Source organism: Shewanella sp. GD03713, assembly GCF_029843705.1.
Lineage (GTDB): Bacteria > Pseudomonadota > Gammaproteobacteria > Enterobacterales > Shewanellaceae > Shewanella.
This window is the reverse complement of record NZ_JAOCIW010000001.1, coordinates 3,784,227-3,804,979: the sequence shown is the minus strand read 5'-3', so window position 1 is coordinate 3,804,979 and position 20,753 is coordinate 3,784,227. Positions and strand designations below refer to the sequence as shown.

Sequence of the window (20,753 nt, the reverse complement as noted above, 5' to 3'; positions counted from 1 at the left end):
CAGGCATTAATTGCTTATCCACTCAACAAAAAGGCCAGAATTGTTCTGGCCTTTTTGTTGTCATTTTTCTAGTACTTTTGTTGTAGAGGATTGATTGGTATAAAACCAATCAATCATCCCGCTAAGGGTGCGTTGTGTGGCGATACCCCGTATCATTGGCGGGATTTTTCTTTCAAGGATGATATGCGTGTGGCGTTAATCTTAAAAAAACTCCAGTTGATCTATGTGCCCTTTATACTGCTCTGCCTGCTATTTGTCTCAGGTTACAGCTTGCTCCATTGGTTGTTGATTATCGAGTTCCAACTGCTGAGCATTGACGAATCGATTATCAATTTCTGGCTGCCGCTGATATTGCCTTGGCCCTTGCTGTTTTTCTATTTAAGGCCGAGGCTTAAGTTATTCCGCTTTACCAAGAGTAATAGCCGTTTTATCTATTTTGTGATTGCCGTGCTGTTGCTGGCCGTACCCACTATCGTGGCGCAGGAATACCTTAATAGCGCAACGGGCAAGTTGACTCAACTCGAGTCCATCAATGCACTATTGCATCAGCCGCAGACCAAGTATTACCAATTAAATCAGTTTTATATCGACAAAAAACATATAGGGGTGCAGCGCAATATTGAGCCCATAGGCAAGGGCAACAGTGAGCTGCGCATGAGCCTGTATATTGCGATGCCAATTTTCGCTAAACGTAACGAGAGTTGGCGGGTCGGTGCTAAGGCCTTGGCATGGTATGGCAAAGTTTATGAGAAAACGATCAGTAATCGACTCGAACAACAGGAGAAAGAAGCGCTATTTCAAGAGTTTATTCATCATAGCCAGCAAGAGTTTAATGCTTTAAATCCTGATGACTTTGTCTATCTTGACCGTATCGGCCCGTCAAGCCGTTACACTCAGTTACTCTCCGCAGCCCAAAAAAGCTCAGTCTACTTCGAGGGGTATCAAACCGTCTTGATGCCAGTGAATCAACCCTTCGAGGCGCGTAATGGCCATAAACTGGCGTGGATTATCACTTGGTTAAGCTTTGGGGCCATTCTGTGGTTGTTGATGAGTCTGATGTTAAAGCTGGATGAGACGCAGGCGTCTAAGGCGGCACAGCTAAGCCTAGAAAAACCTAAGGCGGAGCTGTATGGCTTTTTAGCCGAATTTAAACCTCGGCAGGGCTTTGTTATCACGCCTATCTTGTTCTATATCAACAGCTTGATATTTGTATTGATGGCCTTTGCCAGTCAACACTTTATCGCTTTTCCAAACAGTGTGTTACTCGATTGGGGCGCGAACCTTCGGCAGTTGGTGCTTGAGCAGCAAGTTTGGCGTTTACTCAGTAATGTGTTTTTGCATGGCGGCCTGATGCATTTGGTTTTTAATTTATATGGGCTGTTTTTTGCGGGGATGTTTTTGGAGCCGTTGTTGGGTAAATGGCGTTTGCTCGGAGTCTATGTGTGCTGTGGCTTAGTGGCGAGCCTAGCCAGCATAGGCTGGTACGAGGCGACGATCAGTATCGGAGCCTCGGGCGCCATCATGGGGCTATTTGGCGTGTTGATTATCTGGATATGGTTGGGCTTATTGCCTTTGGCGGACAATATGCCACTCGCCCTGAATCTGGCCCTATTCGTCTCTGCCAGTCTTGTGATGGGGCTCTTTGGCGGCGTGGATAATGCCGCGCACCTTGGCGGTTTAGGCTGTGGATTATTGCTTGGGAGCCTGCTACGGCCGACGCGAAAGGCGCATACAGCATAAATAACAGTCTAAGGTGATTGCTGAAGCTGACCGTAAACAGGCAGCTTCAGCAATCTTTAAACACTGAGGGTTGAATCGAAACGGTAAGCTATTAGAAATGCTCGGTATTAATCAACTTACCGAGCTGATCGTAGTGGCTCCAATCCCCTGCTTGGCGGTCGGCGATATAGCTGCCTTCACTGCGTTTTTCGCCACTGGGCCAAAATTGCTGCCATAAGCCTTCCCTGCGATCCTTAAGATAAGTGCCTTGTTCGGCGAGTTTGCCATTGGTGTGGTAATAGCTGGCATCGCCTTCCTTCTGACCCTTAAACCAAGTTTCACTCAGTTTAGGTTTACCATTTTGGTGGTATTCCCTGCGCTCGCCGTCGAGTTCGCCTTTAGTGTATTGGGCTTCGAGTTTGAGCTGGCCATTGCTGTAATACTCTTTGCTGCTGCCATGTTGTTGGTTATCTAAAAACTCGCTGCTGGCGGCTAAAATGCCATCCTCATACCAGCTTTCCCACAGTCCCGTTTGCTTACCTTTATCCATAGTGCCGCTCAGTTTTAGCTGGCCATTATTAGGATAATATTCGGCATAGGTGCCCGTTTTATCATTGTTATCATAGGTTTCTAAACGATAAACCACTTGTTTAAAGCTGTAGTACTCGCTAGTGCCGTTACGTTTATTATCCTTCCAATGGGTTTTCTGGCTGATATTGCCCTCGGGGATCGCGCCGTAGGTTGGGTCTTTGGCTTCGTAGCGGTAATCAATCCAGAGACCGGTTTTTTGATTATCCTCATATTGGCCAGTGACGCGGCGTCGACCTTGGTAATATTCGGCATAGTCGCCATTGAGTTTGCCGTTAACAAAGGTCTGTTCTTTTTGTTTTTGCCCCTGCTGATACTGGATCCACAGTCCCTCTTTAACGCCGTTTTGATAATTCCCTTCCTCATTGAGATCGCCATTGTAGTACCAACGACTAAAGTGGCCATCGAGGGGATAGCTATTGCTGTTATCCGCTTTCGTGCGGGCATAGTGGGCGAGTTCTCTTGGCTTACCATTGTCGTACAAGGATTCGTATTTACCGACCCACGCGCCTTCGATGCGCTCACCGCGTTCATTCACCGAGCCATCCTCATAGTAGGATTCGGAGCGGCCAGTGAGTTTGCCATCGACATACACATCTAAGCTGCGGAGCTGGCCATTGGTGTGGTAACGACGGAATTCTCCGTCTCTTTGACCTAGCTTCCATACCTCTGCGGTTTGCAGTTTACCGCCGTTATAGCGTTCAAATAATCCATCTTTTAAGCCCATGTTGTAGCTGCTTTTTTCGATAAGATTACCGTCCGCATCATAGCGCTCAGAGGGGCCATGCAAGGGGTATTGACCATTATCGGCCAGTTGCGAGTCCTGATAGGTTCGCAGCTCTTTCAGTTGGCCGTTGGCGTGGAAATACTTTTGCGTGCCGGCGAGCATATCCTGCTTGTAGTTCAAATCGCTGGTCAGTACACCCTCAAGGTTAAAGTATTGCTGGCGTCCCTCTAGTACATCGTTGAGGTATTGCTCCTCCACTTGGAGTTTTCCCAGTTCATTGAATTGCTGGCATTTACCGTGGCGAAGCCCGGCCTGATAGTGGCACAGGCTTGCCAGTTCGCCACTGGGATAAAAGGTGCGTTCTTCACCCTCGAGTTTATCGAGAGTAAATTGGCTGGCACTGGCCTTAGTGCCATCGTCGAAGAAGGTTTCCCATAAACCTTGGCGGCGACCGTCGGCATCGAAGCGGCCGCTTACAACGACTTGACCCTCGGCATTTTGCTCGAGGTAGGGGCCAGAGAGTTGGTTATTAGCGTAGGTTTGGCTTTGGGATAGAGTGCCGTTCTCATAAAAGCTTTCCCATTTACCGTGGCGAAGGTTATCGAGGTAGCTTTCCTGCGCCTGTAATTTGCCACTCGGGAAGAATCGTTTTACTTGGGACTTTTGGCCATTTTTATAGAGGGTGCTTTGGGTAACATTGCCCGTGGCGTTAAATTCCTTCCATTCGCCAACCGGAACCCCCTTGGCAAATTGCTGCTCCTCGGTCATGGCGCCATCTAAGTCGAACAGTCGCCAGGTGCCATCTTGGTAACCGAGTTGATAGTTACCTTCGACAATTCTGCTGTTATTACTATGAAAAACCTGCCATTTCCCATTCGGTATCCCCTGCGAAAATTGCCCTAAGGTATAACCTTGGTTGTCGCGAACGATGGCGATATCACCATTTAAGGGCATGCCCGTGGCGAGATTGTAATAGCTGGGAATACCGTCCTGCTGGCGAATTTCGACCATCATGGAGGAGAGATTTTGCGCCGCCTGTGCATGGACGCCGACTAGGCTGATCCCGGCAATGGCAAGGCTAATAAAGCGAAATGGCGAGTTGTACATGCTGATCCCTTGCTGTGGATCTTAGGGCCGCGCAATGGGCGGCCAGTATAAGAATCCTACGTTTACACTATGTTGATGCTGTGCACTTTGGCCGAGTACACGGCGAATTAGTTTACGCGATTGGCGTTAAGCTAAACAGCTTAACGCCACCTGCTTTCGTTAATAAAAAGGAAACACGCTATCTTCAACGGGTAAGACGGGCGGCGGTGTTTCCTGATTTAAAAACTGGCCGTGATTGTAATGATTAATCACCTGTATCGAGCCATTATTCTCAAACTGGTATTGCTTACCATGCAAGTTACCTTGGTCGTCATAGTTAGCAATTTCAAGCACATAATCCTCGACTGTACGCAGTTCCCAGTGGCCGACTTGCTTACCCTTGTTGAAGCGACCATGCCAAGAGCGTCTTTCAGGATTCGGCCTTGGGCGATATTGGAATTCGTTATCGGTGAATACCCAATCGCCTTGGCGCAGTTCATTAAGGTATTCGCCTTTTTCGTACACTTGGCCATTACTGGCGTAACGCTGGACTAAACCATCGGGTTTGCCATGTTTAAAGTGCATGGATTCAAGCAACTGGCCTGAGTTGGTCTTGTTGAGGTATTCACCGTGGAGCTGGCCATTATCATCGTGACTATAGGTGATGGTGGCGTCATCTTGAAATTTCTTCCAAGTGCCTGCTTGTTTATCCTTGGCATACTGGCCTTGCTCTACCAGCTGACTTTTACCCGTGGCAGGCTCAATTTTCACCGTCTCATAGGCGCCTTCACGCTTACCCGCCTGATAATATTCACGGGTGAGGGTGATGACATCGTTGTAGTCAAAGGATTTGATTTGTAAGCCATTCAATTGCTTATTGAGTAGCTCCTGACGCTCGATTAACAAGCCTTGTTTGAAGGTTTCAGAGAGCGACCCGTTTTTGAGTTTGTCCTCTTCTTGAGTCTCAATCAATTGGCCGTCGCGATAGCGCTGCTGTTTGCGATAAACCCAGCGATTACCTTGGTATTTGCTGTCGGCGGTGCGTTTTATCACACCCTTGTCATCGTATTCGATGGACTGGATGACGTCGCCCTTATCGTTGGTCACTTCCTTTAATTTGAGCTGGCCATTTTCAAAATAAGTAAGCTGCTCACCGACCTTATAATTCTGTTGATACTGGAAGTGCTCCTCTACCTTGCCATTGTCAAAATAGCTAAAATAGTCGCCGTGTTTTTTATCTTTAAACCACTCTTGGGTCGAGATGACTTGCCCATTCAGCCCCCAAGTGGTCTCTGTGCCTTGCAGTAGGCCATCAACCTTATGTTCCTCTCGGTTGAGTTTACCTAGATTAAAATATTGGCTGACGCAGGTGGGGTCATGGCAGATTTTGGCGGTGACTTCACCTTCGGGACTAAAATTTTCGCTGATACCGACGGCTTGGCCATCTTTATAGGTGGTTTTGTTGCGGATATTGCCGCCATTCCAATAACCCGTTTCTTGGCCTTGTTTTACACCATTTTCATAGTGCGACTCAGTATACAATTGACCCGTGGCAATGTACTTTTTGATGACGCCATCGAGCTGACCTTGTGCGTTACGAAAGCCCTGTTCGTAGGGAGTTCCATCGTCGAAGTGACATTGATAAGGCCCGCGAAATTGCTCGCTAGTGAGTGCCTTACCAATATTTTTATCGGCAATGGCCGTTGAGCAGAAAAGCCTATTCTTCTCTTTGTAGTAAACCTCGATCTTGTAGTAACCATCAGTTTGATCAACGGGTTGCTCAAAATAGTACAGAGCCTTTTTTTCATCCTTGATGACATTCCAATTGGCATCGAGTAATACCTTTTCCGCATTGGCATGGGTACTGATGAGGGCGAGTGCTCCTAGGAGCAGTTTTACAGTAAATGGACGCATAACCGCTCCTTAAGGCAAAGGTTTAAAGGTGAATTCATAGGGAATATCGACGGCTTCTTGGGAGATAGTCATATAACTCACCTTAGCGGCGGCGCCTGTGACACTTAAATAGCGGCCATCTAACAGCACCTCATCAATCCTATACTCAGTCTCTTCGGGCAAACGAATCGTTAGTGGCTTGCCTTGAGCATTCTCGACTCTAATGTAATTGGGTAAATCTTTGCTCGGCTCCTTGCCATACCCCGTATCGGTCAGCCAGGTTTGCAAATCGATTAACCAAGGACGCTCGGTGACAGATTGCGGCAAGGTTTGCCAGTGGATATCGCCTTTGCAATGGATAGTGCCTTGAATGCGCTTATCGTAGAAGTACTGGCGCACGCGGTCGGGTGTCATCAAATGGTAAGCCGCGCCTTCGGGCCCATTGGGCACAAACTGCCAAGCCACCTTCTGTGTGCCTTCATTAAAGCCTTGTTCTATTTCGGGCTTACAGGCCGTCGCTAACGCGGCAGACATGGGGATATACAAGTTGTGGCCATTTTCAGTTGCCGTTTTTATATCTTTCACCGCACTGATTTCTGGCTTGGACGAGGCCAGCTTATCCGAGAAGGGGTCGCCGATGCTGACGCTGCCAAACTCGCTCAGGGGATTGGCAAGATTTTGGTTGTACTCGGCTTCGGGAACAAAACGGATCTGCTTGCTTTGGCTGAGCTCAGGTTGGGGTTGACTCGTTACTAGCACTAGGCTTTTTGGGATTTCGTCTAACTTAAGCAGCAGTGCGTTGGTGGTCAGCGGATGACTATCATTGGCACTGGTCAATTCCGTTAGCAGTTCTTTATCGGTCAGGGTGAGCCACTTAGGATATGCTGATTCGGGGCTGGCATAGGCCATTTTGCCTGTTAACTGCTGAAGACCTAAGTGGATCTTGTGGCTGTCGCTCTGCTTGATGACTACTTTAAATAGCTTAGCGTTGGCATCTAGGGGCTGAATCGTGAGGCTGGCATCGCCAAAGGTATAGGGCGTAGCGAGCAGTTCGTCCCAGGATTTATCGATGATGCTATTCGCCTCGGGAACTAAGGTGAGCTTAGCGTTGATATAACTTATCCGCTTGAGTTTATCGGCGGTGTTATCCCAACCCGTGGCGATAATATTGGTCGACGACTCAATGTTGCGGCTGAAATTGACCGCCGCCCCCGTGCTGTGTTGCCAGAAGTCGAGATTTAACGCTTTTCCGCTCTCATCAAAGGCGGTGATGTCCTCATAGCGCATGTTGCCGACCACATATTGCGGACTCATGGCATGCACAAAGCGCAGTTGGATCTCCTCTGGAGTATCGCTGCCCCAGTCGCCAATATTATCAATAATCCCTTGATGATCAGCTAATAGTGATTGGATAAATGCCTTGTCGATAGGCTTGTATTCCCGCGGCACATCGCTGATGGGATAAAGCTCTTTTTGCTTATCATCTATATCCCGCTCGGCATCGTAGTTGTCATCGGCATACCAAAGCAGGCTCATCACATCGGGGCGATCCTTAGGTGCCATAATGATGCGCTGGACAAAGGTTTTCCCCCGCTGTTCATCCTGTTTAAACAGCGCCATGCTCTCTAACCAACCGGTTTTACGGTTAAGCTCGAACTTACCGTAGACCTTAAGATGACTGTTTTCGCCCTGTTGCTGTTTAGTCTGTAACACGGCCAGCAAGCTATCGTCGCTCACTTGTTCAACCGTCCAGATTAACCGCTCATCCATGGGGGCGCTGGTGCTATAACCTACGCGGGGCTCAAGCTGCACGGGCAGGGTAGGCGATTGCTCAAGTAGGGACTTAAGGCTCGTCCAGCGGTTAAACAGCTCGGCAATATCCTTATCCCCTATCTTAGTAACGGGCGTAAGCCGATTGTTGTCACCATTTTTCAGCTCGAGATTAAAGCCCGCTTGAATGATGGAGGTGAGTTCTTTGCCGCTGTTTTTCGGATCGATATTACTGATCGGAATAGGCAGGCCGCGATCGCTTAATTGCATCAGGCTCGGCTGAACGAAGAAGTGGGCATTATTGGTTAATGGAGTGGTTAAGCTAGTCGCTCTACCCTGAGCATCCTGCAACTGGTAATTCAGTAGCACGCGCCCCTGCATGTGCTTTTGGGTTTCGATACCATCATTGATACTGAGGGTCGAAATTACCTGATATTCGCGTGCGCTGGGGATGCCCCCCGATTTATTGGAGCCAGCGCTATCGCACGCCGTTAATCCCAAGGTGAGCGTGAGACTGGTACAAATTACCCTGCATATCCCTATAGCCATTTGAACTCCATTGGCAACTTATGTTGTTGAAATGTAAATCTATTAATCTAAAAATTGGCGACATTATACACAAAAAATCCCCTAGGGAATAAAAAGCTCATGCCAATTTGGGAGCAAGATCAGTAGTAAGTTTGGCTGATGAACTTCAGCCTAAGGCGAGAAAGCCGATTGCCCTGATAAGGCTTCATCCTTTACTCTTGTTAACGCCGCTAGATAACTCACAAGCTAGGGAAGATAAACCTGTGGTAGCTTGTTCAATGGAGAAAGAACGATGAGCCCACAACCCAAGTCCGACAATAACGCGCCAGCTGCTCAACCTATCCCGCAGGAGGCCTTTGATTGGTACGATGAATATGCCCACGGCATCATCGACCGCCGCGAGTTTATGGCTCGCCTCGCTGGCCTTGTGGCACTGGGCTTTACCATGACAACGCTCACTGGCGCACTCATGCCCAACTACGCCTTAGCCGAACAAGTCTCCTTTAACGATCCCAGCATTCAAGCCAGTTATGTGAAGTTTCCCTCCCCCGAGGGCTATGGCGAAGGGCGCGGCTATTTAGTGATGCCAACTTCCATGCTTATTCCCGGCAAAGAGGCGGGCGATCCTAAGACCTTGGACCCCACTAAAAAGGCCGCAGTGGTGTTAGTGGTACATGAAAACCGTGGCCTGAATCCCTATATCGAAGATGTTGCCCGCCGCTTAGCGGCCAAGGGCTATATCGCCTTCGCTCCCGATGCGCTTTATAGCCTCGGCGGCTATCCCGGTAATGACGATGCGGGCCGCGCCATGCAAGCCAGCCTCGACAGAGCCAAAATCGAGCAGGACTTTATCGCCGCCGCGCGCTTTTTAAAGGTGCATCCCCAGTGTAATGGTAAACTCGGCGCCGTCGGTTTCTGCTTTGGCGGCTATATAGTCAATATGCTCGCCGCCAGTATTCCCGACGAACTCGCTGCTGGCGTGCCTTTTTATGGCACCCCCGCGGCAACAGAGCTACGCAGCCGAGTCACAGGCCCGCTGATGTTGCAATTTGCCGCGTTAGATCAGCGGATTAATGACACTTGGGCCGAGTACGAAACCCAATTAAAGGCTAACAAGGCCGAGTATATTGCCTACCTCTATCCCAATGTGAATCATGGTTTTCATAATGATTCCACCGCCCGCTACGATGAGCCAACCGCCGAGCTCGCATGGGCAAGAACCTTGGATTTCTTTGGGAAATACCTACAAGGTTAGGGGTTGCCGAATTGCAAAAGGGAATTTTGGGATGTGGGGGCACATTTGCTGCGGCCTTTCGGCCGAGATATGTTTAAAGTCGTGGGGCTTCACCCCACACCCGATGATATTGCTGGTTCGCTTGGTGGTGTGAATTAGCAATGTTATTGCTGTTATCTGTTAATTGCGGCCTTACGGCCGAGGTGAATCAAAGTCGTGGGGCTTCACCCCCCTGATTTTTAAACAAGAGTCGACCAAGGAGGAGGACTGCTCGTCCTATCCTCCTTGGATGCTCCAAGACGCCCCAACGGAGTTGAAAACCCCTTGGGCATTAAGCGTTCTTATGCTATCGCGTCAGACGCTCGTCCCTGATTCGACTGACGCTATCTCGGCATCGATGCCTCGCTCACGCAACGAACGCAAATGCCCTGCGGCAACTCCGAGGGGATGGTGTATTCCTTAGGCTATATAGTTGTAAGCTTGTTTTTAAAAGCTAAGTGCCCAAATTAGGTATCACTTAACTACTTAATTTGTAATGTGAAAGTGGTAGACAGATGTTAAGCACAACGTTATCTTAGGTTTTTAACAAGGATGAAACTTAATCGTGACCTCGATTCAGTTCACTTGCATCAGGAAGATGTATCTTTATTTCGCTAGAAACGCCTCCTGAACAATCCAGCCCTTACCATGATTGGCTAATGATCGTTAGCCAAGTGCGGTAGCTATGGGAAGCTTTGTCGAACGACAAAGCTAAAACGTTTTGATAGTGCTGCTTTGCTGGGCGTCGCGAATTGGCAATGTTATCGCTGCCAATTATCAGTGTAGCTAATTGCCTGCCGCAGGCTTTTGCACTGTTACACCAGTGACACGCCGTGCATACGTCCTTGTAGGCTCTACTAAAACATCCATGTTTTAGAAGGTCACTGGTGCAACAATGCCAATTCGGGTGTATCCCGTAGTATTTATGTTTTCTGATAAAAAGAGCTGTTCAGAATAGAAATGGATTTTGGAATGAAATCAGTTTTACAAATTACCTTAGGGATTTTGCTAGCGAGCTTGGTTACTTTGTTAGTTCGAATTGGCTATCTAAGCTATGTCGAATATCGGGTTAAGCAAGAAATAAACGAAATCGCGCTACAGCAGCAACAGCGAGAAAAAGCTCATCAACAAGCTGTAAAAGAGCGTCAGCTTGCTGAATACCAACAGCAACAAATTGCAATTCAGCGGGCTGCGGAACAACGACGAATAGCACAACAAAACGAAGCTGCACGCATACGTAAAGCCGAAGCATGGCGCAAATACTATATCGTCCCCGAAGACTGCAAAAACTATAAGTCAGATGAACATATGGTTAACTGCCTAAACCATAAAGCCGATGCCAAAGCAGAATTTGATAGGGTGTATGACTCTGGTGAATTGGTACTTTCGAAATAAAGTAGTCGAAATTTTTACCATAAATCAAAGTCGTGGGGCTTCACCCCTGATTTTTAAACAAGAGCCGACCAAGGAGGACTGCTCGTCCTATCCTCCTTGCCTATTGTTTTCACATCAGCCAAGACGCCCCAACGGAGTTGAAAGCCCCTTGTGCTCATTGCCAAATTTGCTATCGCTTCCGAAGGATGCGTCCCTGCACCTGCGAAAGCTAGCTCGGCATCCATTCCGAGACTCACGCAATTTGTCTATTCGCCCTGCGGCAACTCTGAGGTGATGGTGTATTCCTTTGGCTCAGGTGTTATTAGTCGATTGTTAAGGCATAAAGTGTCAGTCCGATCTTTTTAATTTCTTATCCATTATCCTCAAAATGGTGTTCGCAAATGGCTAAAAACAAGCAAGACAACTTTCCTGAAACGATTAGAGCGCATTTGGAGCAGATCGCAGTACGGCTTTGGAGTGACAGAGCGGTTGTCATGGTAGGTGCAGGTTTTAGCAAAAACGCCAGTGCCAAGTATCCAAGTTGGTTTGAATTGGGTGACATTCTCTTTGAAAAAGCTCACGGCAGAAGGCCTGATACGAACGAAAAATCCTATCTAAGCTTATTAAAAGTGGCTGAAGATGCAGAAGCCGTAATAAAGCGTCCAGCGCTCGATGCGGTTTTAATGCAACATATTCCCGATAACACTGTAGACCCATCAGTGTTGCATGAAACGCTCTTAGAATTACCTTGGGCAGACGTCCTTACCACTAATTACGATACGTTACTCGAGCGAGCACAAAGAAAGGTAATCAGTCGTCGTTACTCTACAGTTTTTCACCAAGATGATTTGTCTTATCAAAAGAAACCACGAATCATCAAATTACATGGTAGTTTCCCAAGTCATCGTCCTTTTGTTATTACTGAAGAAGATTACCGTCAATATCCGCAAAAACGAGCGCCTTTTGTAAATACAGTTCGGCAGGCTCTATTAGAGAACACCCTCTGTTTGATTGGCTTTTCAGGAGACGATCCAAACTTTCTGCATTGGATAGGCTGGATTCGTGACCAGCTTGGCAGCGAACAATGCCAACCGATTTATCTAATTGCGACTGGTAAAATATCTGTAGCCCAACAGGCAGTGTTGGCCAAGAGACAGATAATTGTTGTTGATATGACTCTTTGCAACGGTTTTGCGGTGGGTGATCACGCAGCAGCCATTGAGCGTTTTTTCAATTTCATGAAAGGCCGTAATCCATATAGCTTGGATTGGCCTAAACCGGATTACACTAGACCAGAGAATTTTCTTGTCAAAGAGAGTGATTTTACAAGCAGAATTGCTGCTTGGAGCTCTCAGCGCTTGGCATATCCGGGTTGGCGTGTGTTACCTCAAAGTAAGAGAGAAAATCTTTTAAGTTGCACTCGTTCTTGGGCTAAAGTTGATTTTACCGAAGATGCCAAAAGTACTAAAAGTGGTAATGACCTACTGTTTTTATTTGAATTGGTTTGGCGTTTAGACCGATGTTTATTGCCACTTTTTGACGATATTACTCAGAAAGTTGAAGCTGTATTGAAAAAGTATTGGCCATTTCCTTCAACGTTATATCCAACAGATTATGAAGTAACCCAAGAACTCCCAGAATTTCAGTATTTGGATTGGCCAGCGATTCGGGTCGCATGGTTAGAACTTGCCTGTGCTTTGCTGCGTTTTTATCGGGAAGATGATCAACAAGACAATTGGCAAATCCTACACACTTCGCTTGATTCACTTCGCAATTACCTTTCTGATGAGCAAAGAGAGTTTTTGCAATATCAAAGTTACTTGTTTCAGTTCTTCCAGCTGAATTTTAGTGGCGCCCGAGAGCAACTAGCGCTATGGCAGCCTGCGTTGTCAAAGCCGTATTGGCAAAGTATTCGTTTTTGTGCAGCAGCCGAATTAGGTTTGCTTTACCAATTAACGATGCAGGATAAAAGTTTTGAACTCGGTGATGGCCTACTGCAAGCGCTTTTCGATACCAAAGAGCAAGCAAAGAATACAATAGCTGGAGTTTCTTATCAGTCAGAATCAGATGAGGCTTATCAAATGGTTCATTGCAGATGGATACCAGAGGCTTTGCTTGGATGGAGAGAACGCAGTGACCGAAATGAACAAACAGAGTTAAACGAAAAGCATCGCAATCAACGATGGGATGAACTAAAAGCTGTTTGTTGTGACCCTTGGGCGGAACTGAAGTTGTTTGAGTTAATGTTGGGAAAACCTGTCGATATCCAGCAGCAAGTAGTTGAAAAGGATGCTTTCGATCTGGGTAGAAAAAATACCTCATCAAATTTTGGAACCGATGACTTAGATGCGCTGAATGCCTATGCGTTTTTGCGGTTTGCTGAGGATATTGGTTTACCATGTCGTGTATCAAATACGACGTTCGTTAAAAACACATTTATCGCAACACTTCCCCGTATCGCGAAGTACTCATCAACTTGGGCGCTAATTACCATGTTGAGGTCTGGAGAACCAAAAGTGGTTGATGAGCTTTTCAATCGGGAATCTGTGTTTCGATTAACGGTTGAGTACTGCGATCAACTGATCTTACGTTTTATAAAGATTCTGAAAAGTTATCAGCCCAGTTCATCAGATCATACGTTAGAGAAAAAGACCTTTGAGCAGAATCTGGCTTTAATTCTGCCCGAGGTTATTTCACGGTTATGTTGCAAGTGCAGTGCAGCATCGAAATCTGAGATACTGTCTTTGATAGATTTCATCTATCAATCATCACATAAGGCAAATTATGGCGGGGTGAAGAACTTATCTAAGCGATTACTGGATTCACTTACAGACACTGAGCTTTCTCAATTTCTACCTGACATTCTCAAAATTAAGCCGCCTAGAGATTTAAATTTGCGAACCAAGAATGAATTTCCAGCTTTGTTTCAGATTTTAGGGCTAACGAGAAGACAAGGAATTCCCACCACTGACTTGACTGAAATCCAACCTGAAATTGATTATTTGCTACGAGATGTGGCTTCAGACGATTCAAGTTTGAGAGATTGGACTGTAAGTACTCTTCTGTTTTTGCTTGAGATTGGTGCTTTATCCGAAAACCAAATTGAGCAGTTTGCAGAGGCATGTTGGAAGCAGGCAGATCCATTTGGATTGCCCAAGTGCGAGCTGTTCTACAAATTTGTTTTTCTAAAATATCTACCTTCAACAGTAGAGCAAGAGCGACTGTATAGGACTTACCTCAGTTCGCTTGTATTCCCTATTCAAAAATCTGGAGAAACCAGCGTTACTTTAACAAATGGCCGTTCAGTGGCGATTGATGAATTGCTCGGCTCTGTGCAGTTAACTTCAGTCGAAAGAAAAGGAAAGCCGTTTTGGACTATTAAAGAGGCCAATAAGCTTTTAAAGCAATTATCGAATTGGTGGGACTCTGACAAGCACAGGCTGGAGAGTGAACGAAATTCTAAACCTAGAGAATCCAGTATTTTTGGTGGGGATAAGGAGTTTCATTCCAGATTGCAGCGGATTTCAGCGGTGTTAGCCATTGTTATAGGACCAACTCTTAATAACAGAGCTTCAAGCACAACAAAAAAGGATTTATTAAGACTACTCGACGAAATGCGAGATCAAAAATTAAATACGTTGGAAGCTCAAGCGTCTTGCTGTCATGTTGTTGATATTGACTCTGCGTTTTTATTAGCGCAAATAACCGATGCGATCCAGAGTGCAGATTACGAGAAGGTAGTTGATGCTTTAATGGCCATATTGCTGATTATCCAGAAAGATTTGAAAGGGCTTCAATCAGAAGCAGTGCTGCTACTATGCCAGATTCTCCTTTGGGATCGCAGTAAAACTTTAATTCAAAGCCTGTGGGTTGTTATTTGGTTAGTACGTGAGATGAAAGAAAAATTGCCACCGAAACTGCAATTTGCAGCCTTAAAACTTATCGAACGATTAAAGGATGAAAGTTCTTATGACAGTGAGCGTTTAAACCTCACTTTCAATGAAAAAATAGAGTTAAGGGAAGCGGTTGTGACATTAGCTTCTGAGTTTGCTGTCCATTTGCCAAATCTTGAGATCAAATCTACATCAGTGATTGATTATTGGCGTCAAATTAGTGGGACAACAAATGAATTTGCAGAGGTAAGAGCCGCGTGGCGTAGTGTTTAAAAGGTTTAACAAGCTACCCATAGTTAAATTTCTAAAATTGGTAGTAAAGATTACTCGATTTGCTTTGCATGGCTAGAGGCAACACTAAAGCAGCAGAAGTTCATCTATCCCCTGCGAAGTTGCCGCGGGGCGTTGGAATAAATTGCGTGAGTCTCGGCATGGATGCCGAGCTAGCTTTCGGACTCTCTGTTTTACGTCAAGGGGATGCCCTGCGGAAGCGTTAGCGATTTTCGAATAAGCGCGAAATAAGTCTTTTATATGATGATTCTTTCTGAATTAGCCCATGCAATTTCTGCAGAGCCTAATGGGTACACCAGATAGGGCACTGTTGCACCAGTGACCTTCTAAAACATGGATGTTTTAGTAGAGCCTACAAGGATGTATGCACGGCGTGTCATTGGGGTAACAGTGCGAAAGCCTGCGGCAGGCAATGAGTTGCACCATTACTTTACAGCGATATTGTTGCTAGTTCGCAATGCAAAACGAACCAGCAACATAGGGTGTGGGGTGAAGCCCCACGACTTTGATTTTGACTTATAAATTCAAACGAAGTTTGAATCAGCTTTTCAAACCGCGTTAGCGTAAGCTCGATCCTGATTACTCAGGATCATAATCCAACACTGGCGCTAGCCACTTCTCCGTCTCAGCGACTGTCATCCCCTTACGCTTAGCGTAATCCTCCACCTGATCGCGACCAATATTGGTTACGCCAAAGTAGCGGGATTTCGGGTGGGCAAAGTACCAGCCGGATACTGCGGCGGTGGGGAACATGGCGTAGCTTTCGGTAATGTTTAAGTCGATGGTTTCATTCGGCTTTAACAGTTCCCACAACAGGCCTTTTTCGGTGTGATCCGGGCAAGCGGGGTAACCCGGTGCGGGGCGGATCCCTTTGTATTTCTCACGAATTAAGGCTTCGTTATCGAGCTGTTCATCGGCGGCATAACCCCAGAATTCCTTACGCACACGCTCGTGCATCCGCTCGGCAAAGGCTTCGGCTAAACGGTCGGCTAAGCACTTGAGCATAATGGCGTTGTAGTCATCGTGGTTGGCCTCAAAGCGGGCGATATGCTCATCGATACCATGGCCTGCGGTCACGGCAAAACCGCCCATATAGTCGGCAACGCCGCTGTCTTTTGGCGCCACAAAGTCGGCCAGACAGAAGTTATCATTACCCACACGCTCAAGCTGCATCCGCAGGTGATGGGTGGTCATTTCGACCTCGGTGCGAGTCTCGTCAGTATAGAGCTCAATATCATCGAAGCCGACGGTATTGGCGGGGAATAGCCCAATCACGCCCTTGGCGGTGAGCCATTTTTCATCGATGATTTTTTTAAGCATCGCCTGACCATCGGCAAACAGTTTCTGCGCCTCAACGCCCACTACATTGTCGGTTAAGATCTCGGGGTAATGGCCGTGTAGCTCCCAGGCGCGGAAGAACGGCGTCCAGTCGATACGGTCGACTAAATCGGTTAATGGATAGTCTTCAAATACTTGGCGACCCAGTACGTTAGGCTTGAACGGGGTGTAGTTTGCCCAGTCGTGCTGGCAGCGGTTTTCGCGGGCGGCTTCCAGCGAGACGATTTCCTTACGCTTAGTTTGCGATAAACGCTTAACGCGCATCTCTTCGTATTCGGCGTAGGTCTCATCGATAGTGGCTTGGCGAGTTTCATTGCTGACTAGCTTGCTGACCATAGGCACGGCGCGCGAGGCGTCGGCAATGTAAATCGCGCCATGGGGATAATGGGGCGCAATCTTCACCGCAGTATGGATTTTCGAGCAGGTGGCGCCGCCAATAATCGCCGGAATGGTAAGTCCTTCACGGTGGAAGGTTTTCACATTGTGCACCATCTCATCGAGACTTGGGGTGATAAGCCCCGACATGCCGATAATGTCGATATTGTGCTCTTTCACGGCCTCGAGAATGCGCTCTACCGACACCATCACGCCTAAATCGAACACCTCAAAGCCGTTACAGGCGAGCACCACGCCGACAATATTCTTGCCGATATCGTGCACATCGCCCTTAACCGTGACCATCAAAATTCTGCCGTTAGATTGGCCTTCGACCTTCTCTTGCTCGATAAAAGGATTGAGGTAGGCCACAGCCTTTTTCATCACCCGCGCCGACTTCACTACCTGTGGCAGGAACATTTTGCCCGAGCCAAACAGATCGCCGACGATATTCATACCGTCCATTAACGGGCCTTCAATCACATCCAGCGGACGGGAGGCGAGCTGACGAGCCGCTTCGGTATCTTCGTCGATAAATTCGGTGATGCCTTTGACCAGCGCATGGGCGAGACGTTGATTCACTGGCCATGAGCGCCATTCTAAGTCTTCTTTCTTGGCGGCACTCGAGCCATCGCCACGGAATTTTTCAGCAATCTCAAGCAATTGCTCGGTATTGTTTGAGCCTTCAACAGGGCAAGGCAGGTTGAGCACGACGTTCTCGACCTTATCCTTAAGCTCGGGATCGATATCATCGTAAATCGCTAATTGGCCCGCGTTAACGATACCCATGTCCATGCCGACTTTAATCGCGTGGTATAGGAACACCGCATGAATCGCCTCACGCACTGGGTTGTTACCGCGGAAGGAGAACGACACGTTCGACACACCGCCGGAAATCATCGCGTGGGGCAGGGTGGCCTTAATCTCTTTAATGGCTTCAATAAAATCGACGGCATAGTTATCGTGCTCATCGATACCCGTAGCAATGGCGAAGATATTCGGGTCGAAGATAATGTCTTCGGGCGGAAAGCCGACCTTATCGACCAGCACGCGATAGGCGCGGGTACAGATCTCGACTTTGCGCGCCTTAGTGTCGGCCTGACCTTGCTCGTCGAACGCCATAATAATGGCCGCAGCGCCGTAGCGTTTCACTAGGGTTGCCTGCTCGATAAATTTCTCTTCGCCTTCCTTCAAGGAGATAGAGTTTACGATTCCCTTGCCTTGAATACATTTGAGGCCCGCTTCAATCACCTCCCACTTTGAGGAGTCGATCATAATAGGCACACGGCTGATATCCGGCTCAGAGGCGATAAGATTTAAGAACTTATGCATCACCTCCACACCATCGAGCATGCCTTCATCCATGTTGATGTCGATGATCTGCGCGCCGCTTTCTACCTGTTCACGGGCGACATCGAGCGCCTGCTCGAATTTACCTTCTTTGATCAGCTTTAAGAACTTAGCCGAGCCAGTGACGTTGGTACGTTCACCCACGTTCACAAACAGGGTTTGGGCGTCGATAGTGAGCGGTTCCAAACCGGATAAACGGCAGGCGACGGGGATCTCGGGTAGTACCCGTGGCGCAAAGGGCTCAACGGATTCGCGAATGACTTTAATATGCTCGGGCGTGCTGCCACAGCAGCCGCCGATAATGTTGAGCATGCCTTCACGGGCCCATTCTTGGATAACGCTCGCCATATCTTCTGGGGTTTCATCGTAACCGCCAAACTCGTTTGGCAGACCCGCGTTAGGGTGCGCCGAGACATAACATTCGGCGATGCGCGACAGTTCTTCGACGTAGGGGCGCAGCTCCTTCGGGCCGAGGGCGCAGTTAAGGCCGATGGATAAGGGCTTGATATGGCGAAGGGAGTTATAAAAGGCTTCTGTGGTTTGTCCCGTCAGGGTTCGGCCCGAGGCATCGGTAATAGTGCCTGAGATCATCACGGGCAAACGTGCTGGCGAATTTGGCCCAAAGAGTTCATCGAACACGGTTTCGATAGCAAATAAGGCGGCCTTAGCGTTTAAGGTATCGAAGATGGTCTCGACCATAATGATATCGGCGCCGCCCTCAATTAAGGCGCGGGTCGATTCGCAGTAAGCGGTCACTAACTCATCGAAGTGGATATTGCGATATCCGGGATCGTTAACATCGGGACTGATAGAGCAAGTACGGTTAGTGGGCCCTAACACACCGGCAACATAACGGGGTTTACCCGTGGCCTTTTCGATTTCATCACAGGCCTCACGGGCGAGGCGCGCACCTTCACGGTTAATTTCGGCGGACAGTGACTGCATGTCGTAGTCGGCCATGGCGATAGTGGTGGCGTTAAAGGTGTTGGTTTCAATAATATCGGCACCGGCTAATAGGTAGTCGGTGTGAATTTGTTTGATGATGTGCGGCTGCGTGAGCACTAAAAGATCGTTATTGCCCTTAACGTCGGTATGCCAATCCTTGAAACGCTCGCCACGGTAATCGGCTTCTTCCAGCTTGTAGCCTTGGATCATAGTGCCCATGGCGCCGTCTAAAATCAGAATGCGCTTTGACAACTGGTTGCGAATGTCTGCCAGTGTTTGGCTGGCTCGATGGAGAGATATCGCCATAAAATGATTACCTTTACTACAGCTAAGTTGAGTCCAAAGTACGCAATCGGGTGACAAATTGCATTTTATTATTGAATGTCGTTCGTTATGTTTTGGACATTTATACGTATAGACGTCCATAATACGCGACATCGGATTGTCAGGGCAAGGCTAAAGTTGGTATAGCATAGGCGAGATAACCCAGATAAAAACGATAAAAGGAAAGATCAGATGAAGCAGCTCAGGTTATTACTGTTACGCCATGGAGAATGCGAGGGCGGGGCGATTTTACGTGGCCGAGTCGATGTGCCGCTGAGCGACAAAGGCTGGCGGCAGATGTCGGCGACGGTGGAGGCGCAGGCGACTGTGTGCCACGGCATTTATAGCTCGACCTCAAGGCGCTGCGCCGAGTTTGCCAAGGCCTTTGCGGCTGAATTGCATTCGAGTGCGTCCGTGGGCAGTAGTTTAGATGCGCCCGCGCCTTTGCCGCTTAAGGTCAATCTGCTGGAGGAGTTACAGGAAATAGCCTTCGGCGATTGGGATGGTTGCCTGCTCGATGATTTATATCAACGCGATGGCGAGCGGATGGCGGCCTATTGGCAGAATCCCTGGGAGGTGACACCGCCCAATGGTGAAGCCATGGCAAGTTTCGAAGCCCGTATCGATGGGGCGATAGAACAAATCCTCGATAAAGAGTTTGCTCTGCTGGCGATGGATGATGAACAGGCCCACGGCGAGTTTAATGCCAATGCTCCCGCGGCGAATATCTGGGTAGTGACCCACGGCGGGGTTATTCGCCACTTGATGTCAAGGGCGCTGGGGGCGGTGAAAACCTTAGGTTTTTACAGTCAGCTCGCCTTACCCGTGGCGGCGGTGGTGACGATTAATGTCCTCGAGGATGAGCAAGGTAAAAGATACTGGCGTTTAGACTGGCCCTCGGGTCACTGTGAGTAGCTTGAACGCATCTGCCATCGGTATGATGAAAATTTTCTGATTTAAACAGCATTGCCTAATGAGCAAGATATAGGATAATGCTTTTCCCTGACGTTTGAGCCAGATAACGAACCCAGTACGTTAAGCTCAAAGGTCGCAGAAATAGGTGTTAGGAATTTTGTGCGATTGAGTGCTATTGCTTAAAGGCAACAGTATTTAAGCGCGCCGGATAACCCAAACATAATAGGGAATCGGGGAGCTGCCCGTCAGTAGCCCGAACTGTACCCGCAACTGTGAGTAGTCGAAGCGCTTTGCTTCTTACCTACGAGTCAGGATACCTGCCTATTTCTGTTTTCGCTGCGTGCAGCCTTAGTTCTCGAGCGGG

The 20,753-nt window shown here is 47.9% G+C and carries 9 protein-coding genes and 1 riboswitch; of the genes, 5 read left to right on the top strand and 4 right to left on the bottom strand.

The features are described 5' to 3' along the window. Positions 1 to 183 precede the first annotated feature (183 nt). Positions 184 to 1,740, top strand: coding sequence for a rhomboid family intramembrane serine protease (locus tag N5E87_RS16725; RefSeq protein ID WP_279775457.1), 1,557 nt, complete (start codon positions 184 to 186; stop codon positions 1,738 to 1,740). Between the two features lie 91 nt (positions 1,741 to 1,831). On the opposite strand, the gene N5E87_RS16720 is transcribed toward N5E87_RS16725, so the two are convergent. The 3 genes from N5E87_RS16720 to N5E87_RS16710 form a co-directional block, all read right to left on the bottom strand. After that, a complete protein-coding gene (locus N5E87_RS16720; protein WP_279775455.1) occupies positions 1,832 to 4,141 on the bottom strand; it encodes a hypothetical protein in 2,310 nt (769 codons plus the stop codon). 159 nt (positions 4,142 to 4,300) lie between these two features. Then, a complete protein-coding gene (locus N5E87_RS16715) occupies positions 4,301 to 6,034 on the bottom strand; it encodes a hypothetical protein (RefSeq protein WP_279775454.1) in 1,734 nt (577 codons plus the stop codon). A gap of 9 nt (positions 6,035 to 6,043) precedes the next feature. After that, entirely contained in the window at positions 6,044 to 8,332 is a 2,289-nt protein-coding gene (locus tag N5E87_RS16710; protein ID WP_279775453.1) for a hypothetical protein, read from the bottom strand. Between the two features lie 271 nt (positions 8,333 to 8,603). On the opposite strand from N5E87_RS16710, the gene N5E87_RS16705 reads away from it, so the two are divergent. The 3 genes from N5E87_RS16705 (at position 8,604) to N5E87_RS16695 (ending at position 15,124) form a co-directional block, all read left to right on the top strand. Beyond that, positions 8,604 to 9,566: a dienelactone hydrolase family protein gene (locus N5E87_RS16705; protein WP_279775452.1), complete on the top strand. Its 963-nt coding sequence runs from the start codon at positions 8,604 to 8,606 to the stop codon at positions 9,564 to 9,566. A 990-nt stretch (positions 9,567 to 10,556) separates the two neighbouring features. Beyond that, on the top strand, positions 10,557 to 10,979 hold the full coding sequence (locus N5E87_RS16700) for a hypothetical protein (RefSeq protein WP_279775451.1): 423 nt from the start codon (positions 10,557 to 10,559) through the stop codon (positions 10,977 to 10,979). A gap of 380 nt (positions 10,980 to 11,359) precedes the next feature. Continuing rightward, positions 11,360 to 15,124, top strand: a complete 3,765-nt coding sequence (locus N5E87_RS16695) for an SIR2 family protein (protein ID WP_279775450.1) — start codon at positions 11,360 to 11,362, stop codon at positions 15,122 to 15,124. A 597-nt stretch (positions 15,125 to 15,721) separates the two neighbouring features. On the opposite strand, the gene metH is transcribed toward N5E87_RS16695, so the two are convergent. Continuing rightward, positions 15,722 to 19,456 carry a methionine synthase gene (gene metH, locus N5E87_RS16690; RefSeq protein WP_279775449.1) on the bottom strand — a complete coding sequence of 1,245 codons (3,735 nt, stop codon included), beginning with the start codon at positions 19,454 to 19,456 and terminating at the stop codon, positions 15,722 to 15,724. A 210-nt stretch (positions 19,457 to 19,666) separates the two neighbouring features. On the opposite strand from metH, the gene N5E87_RS16685 reads away from it, so the two are divergent. Beyond that, entirely contained in the window at positions 19,667 to 20,389 is a 723-nt protein-coding gene (locus N5E87_RS16685) for a histidine phosphatase family protein (protein WP_279775448.1), read from the top strand. 180 nt (positions 20,390 to 20,569) lie between these two features. Further along, a riboswitch (cobalamin riboswitch) is annotated at positions 20,570 to 20,729 on the top strand. Positions 20,730 to 20,753 lie beyond the last annotated feature (24 nt).